At 57.6% G+C, this 23263-nt stretch carries 23 protein-coding genes, 1 rRNA gene and 1 other RNA gene; 3 read left to right on the top strand and 22 right to left on the bottom strand.

Features of this window, described 5'->3' with window-relative positions:
- Positions 1 to 11: 11 nt before the first annotated feature.
- The 9 genes from mraY to rsmI form a co-directional block, all read right to left on the bottom strand.
- Positions 12 to 1097: a phospho-N-acetylmuramoyl-pentapeptide-transferase gene (gene mraY, locus DIT71_RS11455; protein WP_114613366.1), complete on the bottom strand. Its 1086-nt coding sequence runs from the start codon at positions 1095 to 1097 to the stop codon at positions 12 to 14.
- On the bottom strand, positions 1082 to 2473 hold the full coding sequence (locus tag DIT71_RS11450) for a UDP-N-acetylmuramoyl-tripeptide--D-alanyl-D-alanine ligase (protein ID WP_114613365.1): 1392 nt from the start codon (positions 2471 to 2473) through the stop codon (positions 1082 to 1084). Before DIT71_RS11450 ends, mraY begins: the two co-directional genes overlap by 16 nt.
- Positions 2470 to 3954 (bottom strand): UDP-N-acetylmuramoyl-L-alanyl-D-glutamate--2,6-diaminopimelate ligase, encoded by a 1485-nt coding sequence (locus DIT71_RS11445; RefSeq protein ID WP_114613364.1) that lies wholly within the window; start codon positions 3952 to 3954, stop codon positions 2470 to 2472. Before DIT71_RS11445 ends, DIT71_RS11450 begins: the two co-directional genes overlap by 4 nt.
- 4 nt (positions 3955 to 3958) lie before the next feature.
- Positions 3959 to 5698 (bottom strand): peptidoglycan D,D-transpeptidase FtsI family protein, encoded by a 1740-nt coding sequence (locus DIT71_RS11440; protein ID WP_114613363.1) that lies wholly within the window; start codon positions 5696 to 5698, stop codon positions 3959 to 3961.
- A gap of 30 nt (positions 5699 to 5728) precedes the next feature.
- Positions 5729 to 6136 (bottom strand): cell division protein FtsL, encoded by a 408-nt coding sequence (gene ftsL / locus DIT71_RS11435; protein WP_114613362.1) that lies wholly within the window; start codon positions 6134 to 6136, stop codon positions 5729 to 5731.
- A 35-nt stretch (positions 6137 to 6171) separates the two neighbouring features.
- Positions 6172 to 7131, bottom strand: coding sequence for a 16S rRNA (cytosine(1402)-N(4))-methyltransferase RsmH (rsmH, locus tag DIT71_RS11430; protein ID WP_114613361.1), 960 nt, complete (start codon positions 7129 to 7131; stop codon positions 6172 to 6174).
- The gene (mraZ, locus tag DIT71_RS11425; RefSeq protein ID WP_114613360.1) at positions 7128 to 7580 is read right to left on the bottom strand and encodes a division/cell wall cluster transcriptional repressor MraZ; all 453 of its coding nucleotides are present in this window, start codon (positions 7578 to 7580) and stop codon (positions 7128 to 7130) included. Before mraZ ends, rsmH begins: the two co-directional genes overlap by 4 nt.
- A 304-nt stretch (positions 7581 to 7884) precedes the next feature.
- An RNA gene (gene rnpB / locus DIT71_RS11420) (RNase P RNA component class A) lies at positions 7885 to 8246 on the bottom strand.
- A 91-nt stretch (positions 8247 to 8337) separates the two neighbouring features.
- Positions 8338 to 9204, bottom strand: a complete 867-nt coding sequence (gene rsmI / locus DIT71_RS11415; RefSeq protein ID WP_114613359.1) for a 16S rRNA (cytidine(1402)-2'-O)-methyltransferase — start codon at positions 9202 to 9204, stop codon at positions 8338 to 8340.
- Positions 9205 to 9389: 185 nt separating this feature from the next.
- On the opposite strand from rsmI, the gene DIT71_RS11410 reads away from it, so the two are divergent.
- From DIT71_RS11410 to DIT71_RS11400, 3 genes are read left to right on the top strand one after another with little or no spacing between them, the layout of a single operon-like run.
- Complete coding sequence (locus DIT71_RS11410; protein WP_114613358.1) at positions 9390 to 11258, top strand: penicillin-binding protein activator; 1869 nt, start codon at positions 9390 to 9392, stop codon at positions 11256 to 11258.
- Positions 11259 to 11273: 15 nt separating this feature from the next.
- Entirely contained in the window at positions 11274 to 11648 is a 375-nt protein-coding gene (locus tag DIT71_RS11405) for a YraN family protein (protein ID WP_114613357.1), read from the top strand.
- Positions 11649 to 11650: 2 nt separating this feature from the next.
- Entirely contained in the window at positions 11651 to 12241 is a 591-nt protein-coding gene (locus DIT71_RS11400) for an SIS domain-containing protein (RefSeq protein WP_114613356.1), read from the top strand.
- A gap of 70 nt (positions 12242 to 12311) precedes the next feature.
- Here the strand turns inward: DIT71_RS11400 and DIT71_RS11395 are convergent, their stop codons facing one another.
- From DIT71_RS11395 to rrf, 13 genes are all read right to left on the bottom strand, one after another.
- Positions 12312 to 12734: a ClpXP protease specificity-enhancing factor gene (locus DIT71_RS11395; RefSeq protein ID WP_227538103.1), complete on the bottom strand. Its 423-nt coding sequence runs from the start codon at positions 12732 to 12734 to the stop codon at positions 12312 to 12314.
- A gap of 56 nt (positions 12735 to 12790) precedes the next feature.
- Positions 12791 to 13420: a glutathione S-transferase N-terminal domain-containing protein gene (locus tag DIT71_RS11390; RefSeq protein WP_114613354.1), complete on the bottom strand. Its 630-nt coding sequence runs from the start codon at positions 13418 to 13420 to the stop codon at positions 12791 to 12793.
- A gap of 108 nt (positions 13421 to 13528) precedes the next feature.
- The gene (locus DIT71_RS11385; protein WP_114613353.1) at positions 13529 to 14284 is read right to left on the bottom strand and encodes a cytochrome c1; all 756 of its coding nucleotides are present in this window, start codon (positions 14282 to 14284) and stop codon (positions 13529 to 13531) included.
- Positions 14284 to 15516, bottom strand: coding sequence for a cytochrome b (locus tag DIT71_RS11380; RefSeq protein ID WP_114613352.1), 1233 nt, complete (start codon positions 15514 to 15516; stop codon positions 14284 to 14286). Before DIT71_RS11380 ends, DIT71_RS11385 begins: the two co-directional genes overlap by 1 nt.
- Positions 15516 to 16112 (bottom strand): ubiquinol-cytochrome c reductase iron-sulfur subunit, encoded by a 597-nt coding sequence (petA, locus tag DIT71_RS11375; RefSeq protein ID WP_114613351.1) that lies wholly within the window; start codon positions 16110 to 16112, stop codon positions 15516 to 15518. The genes DIT71_RS11380 and petA overlap by 1 nt, the downstream gene beginning before the upstream one ends.
- Positions 16113 to 16353: 241 nt before the next feature.
- Positions 16354 to 16746 carry a 30S ribosomal protein S9 gene (rpsI, locus tag DIT71_RS11370; protein ID WP_114613350.1) on the bottom strand — a complete coding sequence of 131 codons (393 nt, stop codon included), beginning with the start codon at positions 16744 to 16746 and terminating at the stop codon, positions 16354 to 16356.
- Positions 16747 to 16758: 12 nt separating this feature from the next.
- Positions 16759 to 17187, bottom strand: coding sequence for a 50S ribosomal protein L13 (gene rplM / locus DIT71_RS11365; RefSeq protein ID WP_114613349.1), 429 nt, complete (start codon positions 17185 to 17187; stop codon positions 16759 to 16761).
- 242 nt (positions 17188 to 17429) lie between these two features.
- Complete coding sequence (locus DIT71_RS11360) at positions 17430 to 18218, bottom strand: TatD family hydrolase (protein ID WP_114613348.1); 789 nt, start codon at positions 18216 to 18218, stop codon at positions 17430 to 17432.
- 16 nt (positions 18219 to 18234) lie between these two features.
- On the bottom strand, positions 18235 to 19815 hold the full coding sequence (prfC, locus tag DIT71_RS11355; protein ID WP_114613347.1) for a peptide chain release factor 3: 1581 nt from the start codon (positions 19813 to 19815) through the stop codon (positions 18235 to 18237).
- Positions 19816 to 19911: 96 nt separating this feature from the next.
- The gene (rimI, locus tag DIT71_RS11350; RefSeq protein WP_227538080.1) at positions 19912 to 20418 is read right to left on the bottom strand and encodes a ribosomal protein S18-alanine N-acetyltransferase; all 507 of its coding nucleotides are present in this window, start codon (positions 20416 to 20418) and stop codon (positions 19912 to 19914) included.
- Between the two features lie 3 nt (positions 20419 to 20421).
- A complete protein-coding gene (locus DIT71_RS11345) occupies positions 20422 to 21264 on the bottom strand; it encodes a hypothetical protein (protein ID WP_114613346.1) in 843 nt (280 codons plus the stop codon).
- A gap of 28 nt (positions 21265 to 21292) precedes the next feature.
- Positions 21293 to 22840 carry a 2-isopropylmalate synthase gene (locus DIT71_RS11340; RefSeq protein ID WP_114613345.1) on the bottom strand — a complete coding sequence of 516 codons (1548 nt, stop codon included), beginning with the start codon at positions 22838 to 22840 and terminating at the stop codon, positions 21293 to 21295.
- Positions 22841 to 23027: 187 nt separating this feature from the next.
- A 5S ribosomal RNA gene (gene rrf / locus DIT71_RS11335) occupies positions 23028 to 23143 on the bottom strand.
- Between the last annotated feature and the right edge of the window lie 120 nt (positions 23144 to 23263).

Raw genomic sequence — 23263 nt, 5'->3', positions numbered from 1 at the left:
GCTCTGCTTCCCTATCTCAGTTTCAGGCTGGCAAGACCAACCAGTACAAGTACAACGGTGACCACCCAGAAGCGCACGATAACGCGCGGCTCGGGCCAGCCTTTCAATTCAAAATGATGGTGCAGCGGCGCCATGCGGAAAATCCGCCGACCGGTCAGCCGGAAGGACGCCACCTGCAGGATCACGGATATGGTCTCCATTACGAAGACACCGCCCATGATAAACAGCACGATCTCCTGCCTTACAATCACCGCCACAATACCCAGTGCCGCGCCCAGGGCAAGCGCTCCCACATCTCCCATGAACACTTGGGCGGGGTAGGTGTTGAACCACAGGAAGCCCAGCCCCGCCCCCACCAGGGCGCCACAGAAAACAATCAGCTCCCCGGTGCCCGGCAGATGGGGGATCAGCAGATAATCGGCAAACTGCGCATGGCCGGAGACATAGGCAAAGATGCCCAGGGCCGCGGCAACCATAACCGTTGGCATGATCGCCAGACCATCGAGGCCGTCGGTGAGATTCACTGCATTGCTGCTGCCAACGATCACGAAATAACTCAGCAGGATGAACAGCACCGGCCCCAGTGTCAGGGATACATTCTTGAGGAACGGCACATAAAGCGACGTTTCCTGGGGCAGCGAGGAGGTCATGAACAGCGCCACTGCGGCCGTAGCCCCGATCACCGACTGCCAGAAATACTTCCACCGGGCCGGCAAACCGCGGGGGTTGCGCTCCACCACCTTGCGATAGTCATCTACCCAGCCCACTGCCCCGAAAAACAGGGTTACCAGAATCGCCACCCAGACGTACCGGTTGCTCAGGTCGGCCCAAAGCAGGGAACTGACACCCACGGCCACGAGGATCAACGCGCCACCCATGGTAGGAGTGCCCGCTTTGCTCAGATGGGTCTGTGGTCCGTCGTCCCGCACTGCCTGGCCGATCTGGTACTGGCCCAGCTTACGAATCATGAACGGCCCGATCAGCAATGAGATCAGCAGTGCGGTCAGAACGCCGAAAATCCCTCGCACCGTCAGGTACTGGAAAACCGTCAGCGCGGAAAAGTATTGTGAAAGAGCCTCTGTCAGCCAGAGCAGCATGTGTTACCCACCTTTTCTTTAATTCCCTCCACCACGCGATCCATGGCGGAACTGCGAGAACCCTTGACCAGTACCGTCTGCGAATCGGCAGGTCGCTCAAACAGACGACGCACCGCGTCGTCATGGGTCGCACACACCTCAGCGGCATCTCCGAACCCCTCAACGTATCCCTCACAACCATCACCCACGACGATCAGGCGCTCAATGCCCACCGCCCGGGCATACTCACCGACTTCCCGGTGCAACGCGAGGCTGTCCGACCCCAGCTCGGCCATGGCTCCCAGCACCGCAACACGGGTGCCAGGGCGCGCAGCCAACACCCCGAGCGCTGCCTTTATTGACGACGGGTTGGCGTTATAGCTGTCATCGATGACGGTTAGTCCGGGAGAGAGCGCAAGAACCTGCAGGCGCCCTTTCACGGCCTGCACGGAAGCCAGCCCCCGCTGAACAGCCTCATCACTGGCGCCTAACTCCCGTGCCGCCGCAATCGCCAGCAAGGCATTGGTAATATTGTGCTCACCGTGCAATGGCAGACTCACATTGCACGCCCAGCCACGGGGACCGCAGGCGCGGAAAACCAGCGAATCCCTGTCCTCCCGGATACCGTCGGCAAAATAGTCGCCGCCGGCACTGGCCTGTCGGCTCACCCCAATAACCCGGCGCTCGCCAGCCCGCCGCTGCCATTTGTCAAAGGCAGGATCGTCCCGGTTCAGCACAACCAGGCCGGATTCGATGACACCGTCAATGATTTCCCCCTTGGCGCGCACGATGTTGTCGTAGCCACCGAAACCCTCCAGGTGGGCCTGCCCGGCATTGGTCAGGATCGATACGTGTGGGCGCACGATATTCACGGTATGGGCGATTTCGTTTAGTCCACTGGCGCCAAGCTCGATCGCCCCGAACTCATGTTCCGGAGTCAGCCGGAACAGCGTGAGGGGAACACCGATGTGGTTGTTAAGATTGCCTTCGGTGGCAAGGGTGCTGCCAACACACGAGAGGATCGCCGCAACCATTTCCCGAACCGTCGTTTTGCCGCTGCTACCGGTGATCGCCACCAATCGCGCCGGGCTCGCATTACGATTACCTGCAGCCAGTTTTGCCAGCGCCGCGATAGTGTCCGGCACAAGAATCTGCGGAAGCGCCAACTCCGGATCCGGCTTGTCCACTACAGCAGCCACGGCACCCGCTTCTTCGGCCACCGCCAGGTAGTCATGGCCATCAAAATTATCGCCTCGCAGCGCCACAAACAGGTCGCCCCTGGCGATTTTGCGGGTGTCGGTGGAGACGCCCTGAAACACCAGCCCGTCCACGCTGGCCCCAGCGGTTATGCCGCCAACCCATTTCAGTGCATCGCCCACCGGGAATGCCTGCATCATGCGACACCCCCGTTCAATGCCAGGGCGTGCCGAACCTGTTCGGCATCGCTGAACGGAATTCGCTGGCCTGCGATTTCCTGCCAGGCCTCGTGGCCCTTGCCGGCGATCAGGACAATGTCACCCGCCACGGCCAGGTGAATAGCCTGCCGAATGGCCTCGGCCCGGTCGTGAACGACCGCAACCAGCTCCGGGCGACTGAAGCCGGCAACGATATCGGATGTAATGCTTTCAGGGCTCTCGTTGCGGGGGTTGTCATCCGTCACGATAACCACATCGGCTGCTTTTTCGGCTTCACGGGCCATCTCGGGACGCTTTCCGGTGTCACGGTCGCCACCGCAGCCGAATACACAGAATAGGCGCCCACTGACATGAGGGCGCAACGCAGCCAGTGCACTGTTGAGTGCATCCGGGGTATGGGCATAGTCAACGATCACGCGGACACCGTTACGGCCGGCGAATGGCTCCAGCCGCCCGGGCGGTGGTGACAGGCTCGCGACAGCGCGCTGAACCCGCTCTACCGGCGCGCCCAGACTCAGGACTGCCGCCATGGCTGCCAGAATATTGCTGACGTTAAAACTGCCCAGTACTCGCGCGGAAATATCGAATCGGCCCCAGAGTCCGTCGACACTGGCCTCGAATCCGTCGATGGATGGGGAGAATCCGGTCAACCAAAGCTCGGTCTGTGCTTCGTGGAGACTGTAACGGACACGATCGCATTTGCCCTCAAGCTGCTCATAGAGCTGCCTTCCAAACGGATCGTCAAAATTGACCACTGCGAAATGCAGCTCTTCACGCTCGAAAAGGCGCGCCTTGGCAGCGCCATACGCTTCCATGGACCCGTGATAGTCGAGATGATCCCGGGTTAGATTGGTGAAGACCGCCCCGGTCATGGTCAGACCGTCAACACGCCCCTGCTCAAGGGCATGGGAGGACACTTCCATCGCCGCTGCACGCGCGCCCTGGGAAAGAATCCGTGACAACACGCGGTTTACCTGAACAACATCCGGTGTCGTGTGTGAGCCTTCCTGCATCGCGCCGGGCATGCCATAGCCAAGGGTACCGATAATGCCACAGGGGGTGCCGGTTTCCTGTAACAGAGCGGCAAGGTAATGACTCACCGAGGTTTTTCCGTTGGTACCAGTCACGCCTATCAGGCGCAGCCGCTGGGAGGGATGCTCGAAGAACCGGTCGGCAATCTTCCCAAGTTGCATCCGCAAATCCGTCACCGGAACAATCAGCGCACCGTCATGCTCATGGCATTCATCTGCCTGCGTGGTTTCCAGCAGGACAACGCTGGCGCCAGCGGCAATGGCCTGCCTCACATAGTGGTCGGCGGGCGTTCGGGCGCCAGCCAGGGCAACAAACGCATCGCCCGCCCTGACCTCGCGACTGTCGGTTTTCAGGCCGTGAATCGTGACATCAAACACCGAAGGTACCGGCGCGATTCCCTGCAACAATGTGCTGAGCGACGTAATACACATAGACCTAACCCTGCTCCGCGGAAGCCGGACGCGGCTTCAGCGCCTCACCCAGCTCCAGTTCCGGTTTTACGTTCAGCAACCGCAAGGCATCCCCCATCACTCGTGCAAATACCGGTGCCGCCACTTCGCCACCGTAATATTCACCGGACTGGGGTGCATCAACAGCCACCACGGTGACAATCCGGGGATTGTCGATCGGGGCCATACCGGCGAATATTGACTTGTACTGGCTGTCTTCATAACCGTTCTTGCCAACCAGGTGGACAGTTCCGGTTTTGCCACCAGCGGAATAAAATCCCGGCTGGGCCCGTTTTCCGGTTCCGTTTTCCACGACCTCCCGCAACATTTCCCTGATCTGGAAGGAGACATCCTCGGACAGAACCCGTTCCCCGACAGGTTTGCCATTAACCTTCATCAAGCTCAGCGGATAACGAATACCGCCGTTTGCCAGCACCATGTAAGCCTGCGCGAGCTGAAGCGCATTGACGCTCATGCCATAGCCGTAGGACAACGTTGCCTCTTCAACGGGCCGCCACTTGGGTGGCGCCGGCAGAACGCCAACGGCCTCACCGGGAAAACCGATCCCGGTCGGCTGCCCCAAGCCAAGGCGTGCGTAAAGTTCGCGTATGGCGTCACCACCCAGCTCGGTGGCGATCTTGCTGATACCCACGTTGCTCGACTTGGCAATTACATCAGTGAGGCTGATCACGCCATAATTACGGTGATCCCGGATCGTGAAACGACCAAAGCGCCGAAACCCCGGCGCCGTATCTATGGTGCTCGAGGTCCTGAATTTCCCCGATTCCAACGCCGCTGCCATGGAGACCGGTTTCATCGTGGATCCGGGCTCAAACAGGTCGGTGATCGCCTTGTTTCTCAAGCGGTCAGGACTGAGCTGGCTGCGGTCATTGGGGTTATAGGACCCCTGATTCACCATCGCCAGAACTTCACCGCTATCGACATCCAGCATCACCAGCGTACCGCCCCTGGCATCATGAGCTCCCACTACCGCCTTCAACTCCCTGTAAGCCAGGTACTGCAAGCGCAAATCAATACTGAGTTCAAGACTGCGACCGGGTTTTGCATCACGAATCAGGGTCAGGTCTTTAATGACGCGCCCACGATTGTCCTTGAGGACCCGCTTGCGGCCACTTTCGCCACTTAGCCACTGGTTATAGGCCAGCTCAATGCCTTCCTGGCCATTTTCATCAATGTTGGTGAACCCGACGACATGGGCTGTCACCTCGCCAGCGGGATAATAGCGGCGGTATTCCTGGCGGCTGTATACCCCCGGAATATCCATTGCGAGCACCTGCCGGGCGGTTTCAGGCTGCAGCTTGCGACGCAGATAAATAAATTCCCGGCCGGCGTATTTGCGTAAGCGATCCCTGAGCCTGGCTTCCTGGAGACCCAGCAGCCGCGCCACATTTGTCAGCCGCGGCTCATCCGCGTCAATTTCAGATGGGTTGGCCCAGATAGTCTGGACCGGCGTGCTCACCGCCAGTGATTCACCGTGTCGGTCCGTTACCACACCCCGGTGGGCGTCAATGCTTTCGACCCGTATGGTGCGCACATCGCCCTGCTCACGCAGGAATTCATTGTCCACCACGTGCAGATCGACCAGGCGCCATGCCAGGGCGCCCACCACCACCAGGAAAACACCCAACACGGTGCCGTACCGCCAGGCTCCAAGCCCGGCAGCCAGTCGCTGGCTCCATGTTGTTGTCTTTCCCTGATCCGCCACTGTCTTCACCTTACGGTTTGTTATTTTCGCTTACCGCGCCCCGACAAGGGGCGCCATCAATGGCACCAGGACAATGTCCTGCTTGCCGGGAACCACCATGTCGAAACGTTCCGATGCCAGCTGCTCCACCCGGCCATGGGCACTCAGCGCACTTTGCTCCAGCAGCAACTGGCTCCATTCGCGCTGGTAGTTGTCACGCCGTTCCTGCAACTGCGACAGGGTATTGAACAATTCCCGGTTCTCGTGAGCGCTGACCACAACGCCCAGGGATGACATCAGCAGGAGCATCACCAGCCCCATGGAGATCAGCACCCGCTTTTGTTGAAGCGCGGCGAAGACCTGCTGCGACAGCCTGACCGCCGTCGCCACACCATCCCTGACACGCTGCTTGTTCAGTCGTGCTGTTTTTGTCGGCCTTTCAATGGCTACCGCGCCCATGATCCCGCGCTCCCTACCTGTGTTTGTTACCCGGGTTATTCCGGTATCCGTTCGAGAACACGCATAACCGCGCTTCTCGCCCGCACGTTGTCACTTACCTCTGCCGAATCCGCCTTGTTGGCCTTGCCGATCAGCCGGAATGCCGAGGCTTCCTGCTCCGCAGTCACCGGCACGCCTTTTGGCAGCCTGGGGCCACGGGCCAGATCCCTCATGAACCGCTTGACCAGCCGGTCTTCCAGCGAGTGGAAGCTTATTACCACCAGCCTCCCGCCGGGCATCAGCTTTTCGACGGCAGCACTGAGCCCCGCCTCCAGGTCTTCCAGTTCCCGATTGATAAAGATTCGGATTGCCTGGAAGGTCCGGGTAGCCGGATGCTTGTGTTTTTCCTTTTTTGGAACCGCCTCGCTGACCAGTGACGCCAGTTGATGCGTGGTCTCCAGTGGCGCTTCTTTGCGGCGCTCCACAACGAGACGGGCGATACGGCGGGAGAACCTTTCCTCGCCGTATCGCCAGATAACGTATGCAATGTCTTTTTCGTCTGCCTCGGCCAGCCATTGTGCGGCACTGGGCGCCTGGCCCGGATCCATCCGCATATCCAGCGGGCCATCCCGCATAAAACTGAACCCACGGGCAGCGTCATCCAGTTGCGGGGATGAAACACCCAGGTCCAGCAGCACGCCATTGACCTTCACCCATCCCTGGGACTCCGCAGCTGCGGCCAGTTCGGCAAACGAGCCGTGGAACGGCTGAAAACGCGAATCCTCAAGCGCAAGCTCCCGGGCCACCTGAATGGCCTCCGGGTCCTTGTCGATGCCCAGCAACTTGCCACCAGGACCAAGCTGCCCGAGGATCAGGCGGCTGTGGCCGCCACGACCGAATGTGCCATCGATATAAACGCCTTCCGGATCGTTAATCAGTAGGTCGACCGCCGAGTCCAGGAGCACAGAGCGATGCCGGTACGAACCAGCTGGCTCCTGATCGCCGTCGATGGTCATAGTGACAGTGCTTCCATTTCCGGTGGCATTTCTTCCTCATCCGACGACTCGTCAAGCCATGCGAACCAGCGCTCTTCACTCCAGAGCTCCAGCTTCTTACCCTGACCAATCAACATCAGTTTTTTCTCCAGACGCGCATAGCTGCGCAATGTGGGTGGCACCAGGATGCGACCGGCGGAATCCAGCTCAAGCGGCGTAGCATGCCCCAGCAACAGGCGCTGCAGCCTGCGGGCAGCCTTGTTCATATTGGGGAGGGCTTCGATCTGTGGCCTCAGGGCCTCCCACTGCGGCTCCGGATACACCAGCAGGCAGCGCTCTTCATCGGCATTTGCCGTCAACACAATGCGGCCGCCACAGGCGTGCGCGAGCTCTTCACGCACCCTGGCGGGGATCGCAAGGCGACCCTTCGCATCCATATTGATGGCATGACTGCCAAGAAAATTGCTCATCTGCACCAATTCCGGGGTTTAGAAACCACAAATAACCACTAGAAACCACTTTTTCCCACTTGTGCACACTATAGAAACACGCAATACACAATGCAAGCGCCGCGAACAGCGCCATACCCGGGAAAGTTCCTTTTATGACAAGAGGTTACAGAACAAGACTGGCAACAGAGTGGAGATTACGGATAAGAAAAACCTAAAAATCAATTACCTGCAGACAGAACTGAAGACGACAAGTGAGCTCTAAGATTTTTTGGCTATAAAAGTTAGCTGGTGAGAATGACGAATGTCATGCAAAGCGGAAATAAAAATGAGCTCGCCGGTAAGCCGGGTTCTGTCTGGGACAGTCATTCATCTAGGGCCTGCGTCGCCGCAGGCCTCAAGCGACCTACCCGAATCCAGCGCGGGCCGCGCCATAGGATTCCTATTTGGTCTTGCTCCAGGTGGGGTTTGCCATCGCCGTGAACTGTTGCCAGCCACGCGGTGCGCTCTTACCGCACCATTTCACCCTTACCAGTGACCGCGAGCGTGTCACGGCCACTTAGGCGGTATACTTTCTGTTGCACTTTCCGTCGGCTCACGCCGCCCAGGCGTTACCTGGCACCTTGCCCTATGGAGCCCGGACTTTCCTCCCCCGGTAAAACCGGCGGCGACTGTCTGGCGAGCTCGGGCGAGACCATACTCCAGCTAGCGAAGTCAGGCAAGAGAAAACAGCGATACTGCTCCTCTACCACCTGCCCTATGGATATCGACGCTCCGGCTATTCAACTCTCAGCTCAAGGGCCCGCTGGTAGAGCTCATTCTTTGGGCGACCGGTCAATTCCGCTCCCAGCTTGGCTGCCTTTTTAACCGGCAGCTCCTTGAGCAGTATGCCCAGCACCCGATCAATTTCGACCTTACCCATGGCAGACTCGGCATCGCTGACACCATGAACCATGACTACGAACTCACCGCGACTGCCGTGGGGATCCGCCTCCAGCTCATCTCCGACCCGTGATGCAGCACCCGCATAAAATGTCTCGAATGTCTTGGTGAGCTCCCTGGCCAGCACCAGCTCCCGCTCCGCCCCCATAACCCGCTCGATCTCCCTGACCGTATCAACAATCCGGTGGGGGGATTCATAGAACACCAGGGTTGCGGACTCTCCCGCCAGGCGTTCGAGAGCAGCCTTGCGCGCGCCCTGCTTGGCCGACAGAAAACCCTCAAAAAGAAACCGGTCGGTCGGTAAGCCGGCCGCGCTTAACGCCGCAACAAGAGCGCAGGCCCCGGGCACCGGGCTGACCCGAAATCCACGCGCCCGCGCCTCGCGCACCAGCACGTAGCCCGGATCGGAGATCAGCGGTGTGCCGGCATCTGAAATCAGCGCAACATCTTGGGATGCCGCCAGTTTGTCCAGAACCAGCCCGGCCTTGTCCCGCTCGTTATGATCGTGCAACGCCATCATGGGCTTGCGAATCCCCAGGTGCTGCAACAGCCGTCCACTATGCCGTGTATCTTCTGCAGCGATCACGGAAACCCGTGATAATATCGAGGCAGCCCTGGGTGAGAAATCCTCCAGGTTGCCAATGGGGGTAGCCACGATATAAAGGGTACCAGACTGTTCTGACGGGTCGTTCTCTGAATTCATGCATACCTCTCTTTACTCCGGCGGATGACACCAACTTCATGTGAATTCGCGTGGGAGCTGTTAAACTTGCGGGCCTGATCAAGCAAACCATTTACGGGAAGCCCGGCGGGATTGGGGCTTCCGGCATGATGCCGCCGATCACCCGGCGCCACAAGCGTAATAACCCGGAGTAATGTGAGCCAGCCATGACCAGATACCGCCTGAACCTTAGAATCACCTCACTCCTTATGGCGATGGCACTGCTTTTTGCGGGTTGCGCCAGCGTGAACCTGGAATCTCACGTCGCCGAAAGCGCCGGCGAAGCCCTCAATGTTGCCGACACCGTAGCCGACCCCCAGGCCGCTCAATCGTACCTGCTGCGGACCGCAGACAGATTCCAGAACCGCAACCAGCACCGTGACGCGAGAATACTTCTGCAAAGCGACCAGTTCGATCCTCCCGCCCAGGAAACCGAGGACCAACTGATACTCCTGTCCATGGCAAGCGCGGTGGCCCTCGATGATGCCCAATGGGCAGCCGATATCGTATCGCGGATTGAACCGGACCAGTTTCTCAACTACGAGCGCGACCTGATTAACCGGGCGGCCAATCTGCAGGCGCAGACCTATCAGCTTACCGGGGATAACCTGGCAGCTGCCGTCACCCTGATTCTACTTGCAGCGGCAGATACTGACGCTGATACCCAGGCGCTCCACGATGCCATCTGGCAGAACCTGAAACAAACCTCCGACTCCGAACTGGCGGATGAGAAAGGACGCGCTATCGGCTATGAGGCCCAGGGGTGGCTCGAGCTGGCGGCGATTCTCAGAGAACCGGACGCCAACCTCGAGGAACAGGGCAGGATGATCCGAAGCTGGCAGAACAACTGGCCCGACCATCCAGCAGCGGCCACACCACCGGCCGAGCTTCAACTCATTGCAAGCCTGGCAGAGAACCGCCCCGAAAAAATCACCCTCGCCATTCCGCTCAGCGGGCCCCTTGGGAGCGCCGGCGCGGCCATCCGCGACGGTTTTTTCGCCGCCTACTATGAAGACGAGTCTGCGGATCGCGAGAAAATCAGCATCAGAGTCGTGGATACCGCTGGTAGCGACTTCCCTCAACTGTATAAAGAAATTTCCAGGGAGAACCAGGACCTGATCGTCGGTCCGCTGGAAAAGGACGCACTGGCAACACTGGCTGATATGGATTCTCTGCCGGTCCCTGTGCTGGGGCTGAACTATCTTCCCGGCGATACTGAAGCGCCATCCGGACTTTACCAGTTCGGGCTTTCAGCGGAGGACGAAGCCCGGCAAATCGCCGATCGCATGACCGCTGAGGACATTGACCAGGTGCTGGTACTGATACCGGCAGGGGGCTGGGGTGACAGGCTGGAGGCAGCATTGCTAAATCGCCTCGAACAGAACGAAGGCGTCGCGCTGGACATCGAGCGGTATTACCGCGAGGACAATTTGCGGGCGGTAACAGCCGACCTGCTGGGGATCACAGTGTCCCGTAACCGCGCCATTGACGTAGAACGCACGGCCGGCATCAACGTTGAGTTCGAGCCCCGGCGAAGGCAGGATGCAGACGGCATCGTTATGGTCGCCGAGCCCACAGTCGCTCGCCAGTTCAAGCCTTTATTCGCGTTCTATTTTGGTGGCGAGCTACCGGTATACTCTCCCTCCATGGTTTATGAGGGCAATCCGGATCCGTCCCGGGACCGTGACCTGAACGGCGTTATTTTTACCGATACACCCTGGGTCCTGGCAGAAGACAACCAGTTTCGCAGCCTGGTCAAAGAGGCCATGCCCGACATCAGAGGCCAGCTCGGCCGCCTTTTCGCCATGGGCGCAGATGCCTGGAACCTGAGCAAGCGCCTGCCTCTGCTACAACAGGTTGAAGGATCAAGCATTGACGGTCAGACGGGAAAGCTGTCGATGACGTCTGACGGCAGCATTCACCGGGAACAGCTGTGGGCAAAATTCCGAAACGGAACACCCGAAAGACTGCCACCCCTGAAAGAGGCTGACGGCGGAGAAACCCCGGAAACGGACGAACTTGCCGGACAGGAATAACAACAGGTTGTAGCCATGGATGGCACTCCGAAAACCCGCAAAGCGACTGGGCATCATGCAGAGGGCGTTGCTGCCCGCTACCTCATGAGCCGTGGCATCAAGATCCTCGAGAGAAACGTATTCAGCCGCGGCGGCGAAATTGACCTTGTCGGGTCTGACGATGGGACACTGGTGTTTTTTGAGGTTCGCTTCCGGGGAAAAGGCAGTCTCACCGGCGCGGCGGAGTCCATAACCCCCACGAAACAGAAAAGACTGATCAGAGCGGCCTCGTTCTATCTCCATAAACATGGTCTTTGGGACAGCTATAGCCGAATCGACGTTGTTGCGATCGCCCCGGGCGAAAACACGAAATACCGGATACAATGGATCAAAAATGCCATTCAGGTCTGACTATGACGGATACGGAACAACAGATAAACCAGTGGTTTGCCAACCATATGGAGCACACCGCCCAGGCTGCCAGCTCAACAGCCCCTGACATAGAGAGGGCTTCAGATGCTCTCGTCGGAGCCCTGCTCAGCGACGGCAAGATCATTGCCTGTGCCAATGGCAACGCCAACATCCTCGCCCAGTATTTCTGCACTGCTCTGCTGAACCGGTTCGAGCATGACCGACCGGCACTGCCGGCCATTAACCTCGGGGCAGACGCAACCACCTACTCGGCCATCTGCCGCGACAACCGCTTCAACGACACCTTCTCGAGACAGGTTCGAGCCATCGGCAAAGCCAATGACCTGTTGATGGTGTTCGTCGATGATGGCCACAAGGCCAACCTGATACAGGCCATTCAGGCGGCTCATGACAGGGAAATGAATGTGGTGGTACTTAGCGCCAAGGAAAAGACCGATATCACGTCGCTGCTGCATCCGGAGGACCATGAAATCGCACTGGACAACCTCTCTCCCACCGCGGCAACCCCCATAATGCTGGTGGTCATCAATGCCTTGTGCGGGCTCATCGATCAAAAACTTTTTGGTGGCTAACAAAAAAGCCAGCTGGTTCTGACAGCTGGCTTTTCGGACTTCTCCCGACTCTCGGGATCAATCACCAGGACTATTTCACCACCTTGAGAGTTGGCCGGCCACTGGGTCGGTCTCCGGCTTTCCCGCTCTCATCGGAACTGTCCGTATCTTTCTTGCCTCCCGGCCCTTCCGGATCCGGTGAGCCAGGCTCACTACCAAACACCATCCCCTCACCATTTTCCTTGGCGTAGACGGCCATAACTGCCTGCAAGGGAATAAAAACCTGCATGGGTACGCCGCCGAAGCGCGCACTGAACTCCAGCGCACCGTTGCCAATGACCAGGCTCCGGACAGCTCCGGGGCTGATGTTCAACACGATCTGGCCGTTGGCGACATGGTCGGTCGGCACCTGGACTCCCTGGATGCCTGCATCAACCACAATATAGGGCGTACAGTCATTATCGAGAATCCATTCATTGAACGCCCTGACCAGATACGGGCGGCTCGATGTCATGGTTATCTTGCTATCAGGCACTGCCTCTCTCCTGAACCGGTTTCAGGCTCTGCAAATCAACTGCGAATATCTTCTTCCAGATCCGACAGGCTCGCCTTGAACCCCTCACGGCTGAAAATGCTATCCATATACTTCTGAAGCGGCTTTGCCTGCTTCTCGTTAAGCTCTATCCCCAATGAAGGCAATCGCCACAGAATCGGGGCAATACAGCAATCCACAATGGTGAACTCTTCCGACAGGAAAAATGGCATCTCGCCAAACAGCGGCGCTGTCGCCAACAGGCTCTCGCGAAGCTCTTTCCGCGCAGCTTCCGACGCTTTCGCATTAGGCTGGGCAAGGATCTGATCCACCAGCCCGCACCAGTCTTTCTGGATGCGGTGAATCATCAACCGGCTGTTCGCGCGCGCAACCGGATAGACCGGAAGCAACGGTGGGTGAGGGAAACGCTCATCCAGGTACTCCATCATGATGTTGGGCTCATAAAGCACAAGATCACGATCTACCAGCGTAGGCAGGGCGTTGTAGGGATTAAGATCGGCCAGCTCTCCGGGCGGGTTGTCCGGATCCACATTGACGACGTCAACGGTTACGCCTTTTTCTGCCAGCACAATGCGGACTCTGTGGCTGTAATGACTGGCCGGGTCCGAGAAAAACGTCATTGATGACCGCTTGGTCACAACGCCCATAGAACTACCTCACGATTTGACTAACCGAATTGACCCTGAAAAACGCAAAAATCCAGCGGGCCGACAAGTGCCCGCTGGAACTCAGGGATAAGGATTATACCTGAAATCTCAGTGTACGTCCTTCCAGTATTCACGATTCAGCAGGTACGCGAAGACAAAGAAGATCGCCACGAAGATCAGGGCAAACATCCCGAGCCTTTCACGCTCAACCTTTACCGGATCCCCCATGTAGGACATGAAGTTGGTCAGGTCGTACATTGCGCTGTCAAATTCCGCCGACGACATCGAGCCCTCGATTTCCCATTCCGGGCAAATATCCGCATTGCGGACATCCCCGCTGAGGGGATCAACACTGGCTCTTCCCCCGATCTGCGGCTTGACTGCACACAGGCCCTGCAGATCGGTCATGACATGAGGCATCCCGACATTAGCGAAAACCACATTATTCACACCCAGCGGACGGGCATCATCCTTATAGAAACCCCGCAGGTAAGAATAGATCCAGTCCTCGCCGCGGAGGCGGGACTCGAGGGTCAGGTCCGGTGGCGGAGCACCGAACCAGTCCGCCGCCATATCCTTGTTCATGGCATTCTTCATCAGCTCGCCGATTTTTGCGCCCGTGAAGATCAGATTTTCCTCGTAAAGCTCCTGGGGAATCCCCAGATCCTCCGATACTCGTTTATAACGGGCATACTCCATGGAATGACACCCCATGCAGTAGTTAGTAAACAGGGCGGCACCGCGCTGCAGAGACGCTTTGTTCGTATGATCCGGTTCCATCGTATCCAGCTCAACAGATGGCGCCGCCGCCAGCCCGAGAGCCGGCAGGATCGCTATGAAAAGACCAACAATCAGCTTTCTCATTATCCTGTCACCCTCTCTGGCACTGGCTTGGTTTTCTCCATGCGCGTGTAGAACGGCATGAGGATGAAATAGAGGAAGTAGAACGTTGTCAGGATCTGCGCAACGGTCGTACGCCCCTCTGTTGCCGGAACGATACCGAGGTAGCCCAGGATTACGAAGCTTACCGCAAAGATCGCCAGCGCAACCTTGCTCATCCACCCCTTGTAGCGCATGGAACGCACCGGGCTCTTGTCCAGCCACGGCAGGACAAACAGTATGGCAATGGCGCCGCCCATGACGACAACACCCCAGAACTTTGCATCCAGCCCGAAGAGGTCAACGGTAACCGCTCGCAACATCGCGTAGAAGGGAGTGAAATACCACACTGGCGCTATGTGGTCCGGTGTCTTGAGAGGATTGGCCGGCTCGAAGTTCGGCTTTTCGAGGAACAGACCGCCCATCTCGGGGAAGAAGAACACCACGATAAAGAAGATGAAGAAGAATACGCCCACACCCATCAAATCGTGAACGGTGTAGTACGGATGGAATGGAATACCGTCTTTGGGTATACCGTTTTCATCCTTGTTCTTCTTGATGTCGATACCATCGGGGTTGTTCGAACCAACCTCGTGCAGCGCAAGGATGTGCAGAACCACCAGGCCAAGCAGGACGATTGGCAGAGCGACCACATGCAATGCGAAGAACCGGTTCAGTGTAATGCCGGAAATCAGGTAGTCACCACGGATCCACAGGGACAGGTCGTCACCGATAACAGGAATGGCACCGAAGAGGTTGACGATAACCTGTGCACCCCAGTAGGACATCTGTCCCCAGGGCAGCAGGTAACCCATGAAAGCTTCAGCCATCAGCACCAGGTAGATCAGCATGCCGAAGATCCAGATCAGTTCCCGGGGCTTTTTGTAGGAGCCGTACATCAGGCCACGGAACATATGCAGATACACCACCACGAAGAACGCCGAAGCGCCGGTGGAGTGCAGGTAGCGAAGCAGCCAGCCCCACTCGACATCACGCATGATGTATTCGATCGAGGCGAAGGCGCCCTCGCCGGAGGGGTTATAGCTCATGGTCAGCCAGATGCCGGTAATCAGCTGATTGACCAGTACCAGCATGGCCAGCGAGCCGAAGAAGTACCACATATTGAAATTCTTCGGCGCGTAGTATTTGCCGAGGTGCTTGTTCCACGCCTCGACAATCGGGAGACGCTCGTCTACCCAGTTCACTAATTTGTTCATTACGCTGCCCCCTCAGGATCCAGGCCGACGGTCAAGGTGTTTTCGTCGTCATAGCGGTAGGGAGGCACCTGGAGGTTCGATGGTGCCGGCTGATTCGGATACACGCGACCGGCCAGGTCATACTTCGAGCCGTGGCATGCACAGTAAAATCCACCGAGCCAGTCTTCACCAAGGTCAGCGGGAGCAACTTCGGGACGGAACTGGGGAGAACAGCCCAGGTGCGTACAGATGCCGACAACAACCGCGTAGTCGTCTCTGATGGCACGAAGCTCCCCGTCAATATAAGCCGGCTGATCAGCCTCCTTGGAGAGGGGGTCTTTGACCACGTCGTTCAGCTCAAGGATATTCTCATTCATTTCGTCGGTGCGCCGAATGACCCACACCGGCTTCCCGCGCCACTCGACGGTCATCTGCTGACCTGGCTCGAGCTTACTGACATTGACGGTTACCGGTGCACCGGCTGCTTCCGCTTTGGCACTGGGGTTCCAGGATGCTACGAAAGGTACGGCCGCACCGACGACGCCGACACCACCCACCACAGACGTTGCACCGATCAAAAACCGGCGCCTGCCTTGGCTCACGTCGCCATTACTCATTATGGTTATCTCCCATCAGGCGATATACAGCCTTGCCAACAGGGCGTCTGCATATCGAAAAGGACTTCTCTCAACCCAAAAATATAAGCGCTCAAATGGTAATGAAATTACCCTGCCCTTACAAGTCGGAAAGCTCTCAGGCCGGAGCATTACCTGTTCCGGATCAAATTGATATTAATTTTTTTCGCCCATAAAAAAACCCGGCCAACGGACCGGGTTTTTCGGGTCTGCTCCAGCAAACTTAACGCTTGGAGAACTGAGGACGCTTACGCGCCTTGCGCAGACCGACTTTCTTACGCTCAACTTTACGAGCATCACGAGTAACGTAACCCTCTTTACGAAGAGCAGGACGCAGAGTCTCGTCGTAATCCATCAGTGCACGAGTCAGTCCGTGACGGATCGCGCCCGCCTGACCGCTGCTTCCACCACCTTTCACGGTGATGTTGATGTCGAACCGATCTGTCGAATCGGCAACCACGAGGGGCTGACGAACGATCATACGAAGGGTATCACGACCGAAAAACTGGTCAATCGAACGACCATTGATTGAGATGTTACCGCTTCCCGGCTTGATAAAGACCCGAGCCGTGGAGGTTTTGCGGCGACCAGTACCGTAATTTTGTGCTACAGACATATCCGCCTTCCGTTAAATGTCGAGTTCTTTGGGCTGCTGGGCTGCATGAGGATGCTCAGCGCCGGCATAAATTTTCAGCTTCTTGAACATGGCGCGCCCGAGCGGGCCATTGGGAAGCATGCCTTTGACAGACTTCTGGATGATTTGCTCAGGAGCCTTGTCAACCAGCTTCTCGAAGTTGATGGACTTGATTCCACCCGGAAAGCCGGTGTGACTGTAGTACATCTTGTCAGATGCTTTTTTGCCGGTAACCCTTACCTGGCCTGCATTGATAACCACAATGTAATCACCAGTGTCGACATGAGGGGTGTACTCAGGCTTATGCTTGCCCCGCAGACGACGGGCGATTTCAGTTGACAGACGACCCAGCGTCTTGCCGGCTGCGTCTACAACGTACCAGTCACGTGTTACTGTTTCTGGTTTCGCACTCAGAGTCTTCATTGATTCCGCCTTGAACGCTATATAAGAAACGTTAAAAACCACCACCGGTAAATGCTTGGCATCCGGAGGGGTTTCCTTACCTGTATATTAAGCGGCAGTGACATCATTCGGGGCTGAGATGATGGCATCGCCTTGAAAAGCCAGGGCGCGAAGTATATCCGAACCAAAAAAGAAAGCCAACCCTGAAGGGGCTTGTTTCGTTATTCACGTACCTTGCGCTCATCCCCCCGGAAAAACAGCCGCTAACGCTCAGACGCTCCGATCTCGTTCCAACCATACAGTCGTTGTACATTGCACAGCAGCGAGCGTGCCAGATCCTCCCGGCCGGCATTACGCAACTCGGCGAGGGTATTGAAAATGCGGGGCAGGCAAGCGGGCGAATTATGCCCCGGCTGCACACCCTCTGGCGCCATATCGGGGGCGTCTGTTTCCAGTACCAACGCGTCAACTGGCAACCGCGCTATGGTGTCCCGTGTTTTACGGGCACGGGGATGAGTGATAACCCCGCCAACCCCAATAAAGCAGCCCAGGTCAATCAACTTTGAGGCCTGCTGGTAACTGCCGGAGAACCCGTGTACGAGTACACGGCCCGCAAACGATTTTCTTCGCAGCACCTCGTAGACCTCGTCATGGGTCTTTACCGAATGGATAACAAGCGGAAACTGCGTCTGTGCCGCGACATCAACCTGGGCCTCGAACCAGGGGTACTGATCTTTCAGCTCACCATGCAGGCGATCCAGACCGCACTCACCCAACGCCACGCAGTGGCCCGGATGATCCAGGAGCGCTGCACGTAATGCCCCCAGGTCCTCCTCTGAATGCTCATTGACGAACCAGGGATGTATTCCGAGGCAGTAATACAGCCCCTCATGTTCTGTGGCAATGCGGCTGACCCTGCCCCAGTCGGGACGGCGTACGCCCGGTATCACCAGATTTGAGAGGCCGGCACTCCGGGCCTCTTCCAGTACCGTATCGCGACGTCCGTCGAATTCGGGGAAGTCAAAGTGACAATGTGCGTCGATGAGCCTCATTCACCACTCCAGCTATTCAGTGCTCCCGGGTTTTGTGGAAGCTGATCTCCGGGTGTCGCTCCTGGGCCAGCTGCAGGTTGACCATGGTAGGAGCGATGTAGGTCAGGCGGTCGCTGCCATCCAGGGCCAGGAAATCGTTAGCCTTGCGCTCGAATTCATCCAGTTTGCGCTCGTCCGAGGCTGTCACCCAGCGGGCCGTCGCCACGTTGATAGGCTCGTATACCGCGTCCACTTTGTATTCGCTTTTCAGGCGGCTGACAACCACATCGAACTGGAGCACGCCCACGGCACCCACAATCAGATCGTTGTTACGCAGCGGCCGGAAGACCTGCACTGCGCCCTCTTCCGCAAGCTGGATCAGGCCTTTTTGCAGCTGCTTCGACTTGAGCGGATCCTTCAGCCGGATCCGCCTGAACAGTTCCGGTGCAAAGTTGGGGATGCCAGTGAACTTGAAATCCTCGCCCGCCGTAAAGGTGTCCCCCAACTGGATCGTGCCATGGTTATGCAGGCCGATAATATCACCGGCAAAGGCTTCACCGGCGTGCTCGCGGTCTCCGGCCATGAACGTGAGGGCATCCGAGAAGCGGACCTCTTTGCCGATACGCACGTGTCTGGCCTTCATGCCCTGATTATACCGCCCTGACACAATCCTGAGAAACGCGACTCGATCCCGGTGTTGCGGGTCCATGTTAGCCTGAATCTTGAAAACAAAGCCTGAGAAGACGTCCTCATCCGGCTCAACCAGTCGCTTGTCGGTTTCCCTTGGCTGCGGCTCCGGAGCCCACTCCACAAGGCCGTCAAGCATGTGATCAACACCGAAATTGCCCAGGGCCGTACCGAAAAACACGGGAGTCAGCTCACCGGCCAGGAACGCTTCCAGATCAAACTCGTGGGATGCCCCCTTGACCAGTTCGATTTCCCCCCTGAGCTCTTCGGCATAGGCGCCAAGCACACTATCCAGCTCGGGATTATCAATACCGCTGATCACCCGCTTTTCCTGGATGGCATGTCCCTGGCCCGATTTATAAAGAACCACTTCATCCCGGGTCAGATGATAAACCCCCTTGAAGTTTTTACCCATGCCAATGGGCCAGGTAATCGGTGCGCAGGCGATCTTGAGGACGTCTTCTACCTCATCCATCAATTCCACCGGATCCCGGGTTTCACGATCCAGCTTGTTCATGAAGGTAAGAATCGGAGTGTCCCGCAACCGGGTTACTTCCATCAGCTTGATGGTCCGCTCCTCGACACCCTTTGCGCTGTCAATCACCATCAGGCAGGAGTCGACAGCGGTCAGCGTCCGGTAGGTATCCTCCGAGAAGTCGGCGTGGCCCGGCGTATCCAGCAGGTTTACCAGGCAACCGCCATAAGGAAATTGCATCACCGAGGTGGTAACCGAGATACCCCGCTCTTTTTCCATTTCCATCCAGTCGGACTTTGCGTGTTGACCGGACTTTTTACCTTTCACCGTGCCAGCCTTCTGAATGGCCTGACCGAACAGGAGAACTTTTTCTGTGATCGTGGTTTTGCCCGCATCCGGGTGCGAGATAATCGCAAAGGTGCGGCGATGTGCTACTTCGCTGGCAAGGCTCGTCATAATTGGTAAAAACCTGAATCGGAGAGACTGAACAACCGGTCGCCATTATAAGGATAATCGCCCGCTCACGCGAATGCGTGTCCGTGCGGCCCCAGCCTAGGGTGGACCGTGATAGCCGCACTGATTATCGACTGCCAGGGCCATCACCAGGGCGTCTTCGCGCTCCCGCCCGCCGGGGTAGTACCCGGGCCTGCGGCCAATGATCGAGAAACCTTCACTCACGTAAAGGTCCATCGCCCCGGTATTGCTGTCACGAACCTCGAGCAGAACCTGTGACATACCATCCCGCGCCGATTCCGCAACCAGATGCCGCAGCAGACGCCGGCCTGCCCCGGACCTTCTCTGGCCGGCGGCCACACACAGGTTCAGGAGGTGGGCTTCACCCGCCATATAGGCAACCACGGCATAAGCCGACAGCCGGTCACAGATTTCCAGGGCCCACAGCCGGTAATCCGGGCGGAAACAACCGCGGAAAATGGACTCACTCCAGGGAAAGGAATAGCCCTGACACTCGATATCAAGTACCTCGGGCAGGTCGTCCTGGCCCAGTCCCCTGATCGTCATTTCACCGTTCTCAACCCTGCGATAGATATCCCGGGACACAGATCAGACTCCGAAAGCGGATTTGAGTTGCTGCCACAATTCACGCTTGTATGACGGGACCGCGGCCAGTTCGGCCAGACTCCGGGGAAAATCAACGGCGGGAGCCCCAAGGGCGCTGCACAGCCAGTCAGAACGACCCGAAGGCATGTCATCCGCCAGAACGCCCAAAAACACGAGTTTTCTGGCGCCGAACTCCTGACTTACAGAGCAAAGCACCTGCCGCAACCCATCCATACCATTGCCGGGAACCCGCGGGTTTCCAAACACCGGCCAGCGGATATAGCGCGACCGTTCCACGCCGGATTCCCCAAGCGAGGCAAGTATATTCCCGGCCAGGTTCTCCTGCAGTCGCTCACTGGCCTCATCAGACACACTGCTGATGAGCACAAGGTGCTCCGCTACCCAGACGCCAAGGCTGGCATTTATCTGAGCTTTCGGATCCATATCAGAAGGAGCATCGACGGCAGGCGCCGTTTCCTCAGCTGGCGGTTCACTTGCAGCAGATGCCGGTAGTTCGACAGAACTCTCAGCAACAGGATCTGGAGCCCTGGACACCTCTTTGTGTGGCTCCGCTTTAGGGGATTGCGGCTCGGCCTTGGCCATCAACGCCTGCAGGCCGGCAAGTCGTTCTTTGGCCGGGCCTTCGTTGCTCTTACGTGGCATTGACGGCTGCAGGGCCCGAGGCGTGACCGCATCCGACTCCAGTTCCGGCGCACGTTCATCGTCATCCACCGGGAACCGGAACTCAGGGCTGGGCGCTGCACCCGGCAGGGGCGCACGGGCGTACCACAGATGGATACCAGCCTTGCCCAGGTAATACTGACGCTCTGCCTCTGTCATCATCATTGTGCGAATCCGTTAACGACTTTGCTACTCAGACGTCGGCTCCCTGGGGATGCTGACGAACACCACCGCTGCTGATCAGGTTGAGGGCCTCAATATAGGCCTTTGCAGACGCGATGATGATATCGGTATCCGCTCCTACGCCGTTGACAATGCGGCCGCCCCTCTCCAGGCGTACAGTGACTTCACCCTGTGCGTCGGTTCCACTCGTAATGTTGTTGACGGAATAGAGCTGGAGGTTACAGCCCGAATCCACCAAAGACTCAATGGCCTTGAACGTCGCGTCCACCGGGCCACTGCCCTCGGCCTCAACCTTGTGTTCCTTACCATCCATCAGCAGTGTCAGGGAGGCCTTGGGCACCACGCCGGTTTCTGAGCAGACCTGCATGGTTACAAGACCGAAGCGGCCATCTTCTTCCTGGCGGGTATGGCTGGCAATGGCCTGGAGATCCTCATCAAAAATCTCGTGCTTCAGGTCCGCCAGGGCCTTGAAGCGGGTAAAGGCCTCATTCAGCTCGGTTTCAGTCTCAAACTGAATCCCCAGTTCCAGCAGCCGGGAACGGAAGGCATTACGGCCAGAGTGTTTACCGAGGACCAGGCTGTTGGTATGCCAGCCTACATCCTCGGCACGCATGATTTCATAGGTTTCCCGATGTTTGAGCACGCCATCCTGGTGAATACCCGATTCGTGGGCAAACGCGTTGGCACCGACGATAGCCTTGTTGGGCTGCACCGGAAACCCGGTAATGGTGGATACAAGCCGGGATGCCGGAACAATGTGCTGCGTATCGATACGGGTATCGATGGTGTAGAGATCCTGGCGTGTTCTTACCGCCATTACCAGTTCTTCCAGCGAGGCATTGCCCGCACGCTCACCCAGCCCGTTGATGGTGCATTCCACCTGACGGGCGCCACTGCTTACCGCAGCCAGTGAGTTTGCGACCGCAAGGCCGAGATCATTGTGGCAGTGCACGGAAAAGACGGCCTTGTCGGCATTGGGGACGCGATTGAGCAACTGACGGATGGTCTCACCAAATTGCTCGGGTATGGCATATCCCACCGTGTCGGGAATATTGATAGTGGTGGCGCCGGCGTTAATCGCCGCCTCTATAATGCGGCAGAGGAAGTCCAGGTCGGAGCGGCCGGCGTCCTCACAGGAAAACTCGACGTCATCCACATGGCTACGGGCCCGCTTGACGGACCTGACTGCCTGCTCCACGACCTCATCAGGCTGCATCTGCAGCTTGTGCTTCATATGAATGGGTGAGGTAGCAATAAAGGTATGTATACGGCCGCGCTCGGCCGGCCTGATCGCTTCCGCTGCCCGGTCGATATCTTTATCCAGCGCCCTTGCGAGGCTGCAGATGGTGGAGCCCTTGATAGACTCGGCAATGCCTTTGACCGCTTCAAAGTCGCCCTGGCTGGCGATTGCAAAGCCCGCCTCAATCACATCAACCCGGAGCTTCTCAAGTATCTTCGCTATGCGTAGCTTTTCCGCCTTCGTCATGGTGGCGCCAGGGCTCTGCTCGCCATCGCGCAGGGTGGTATCAAAGATAACGAGGTGGTCTGTCGCAGGCATAGCGATCTCCGTCGGGACGATTTAACGATTGTTTTCCAGGAGTATATCACTGAGTCACTGGTGGAGGGGTAGTGAGTGAGCATCCCATGCCTGGTCACATAGAGCTGCTGCCCTGAACAGCGATATTTTCTTACCGGCAATAAAAAACCCCGTCAGCGGCAGCTGGCGGGGTTTTTTGGTATTAAGAGCCTGACGATGACCTACTCTCACATGGGCAGAAGCCACACTACCATCGGCGCTGGTCTGTTTCACGGCTGAGTTCGGGATGGGATCAGGTGGTTCCAGACCGCTATGGTCGTCAGGCAAAACGGTTGATCACTGGGTGGACGAGATGGAACGTTGTGATGTTGATTTCGTTGCGTTATCCGCAATTGTCTTGGGTGTTATATAGTCAAGCCGCACGAGCAATTAGTATCGGTTAGC

The organism is Marinobacter vulgaris (assembly GCF_003344045.1).
Classification (GTDB): Bacteria; Pseudomonadota; Gammaproteobacteria; order Pseudomonadales; family Oleiphilaceae; genus Marinobacter; species Marinobacter vulgaris.
The sequence above is the reverse complement of the archived record's forward strand: the minus strand, read 5'-3'. Positions and strand labels throughout refer to the sequence as shown.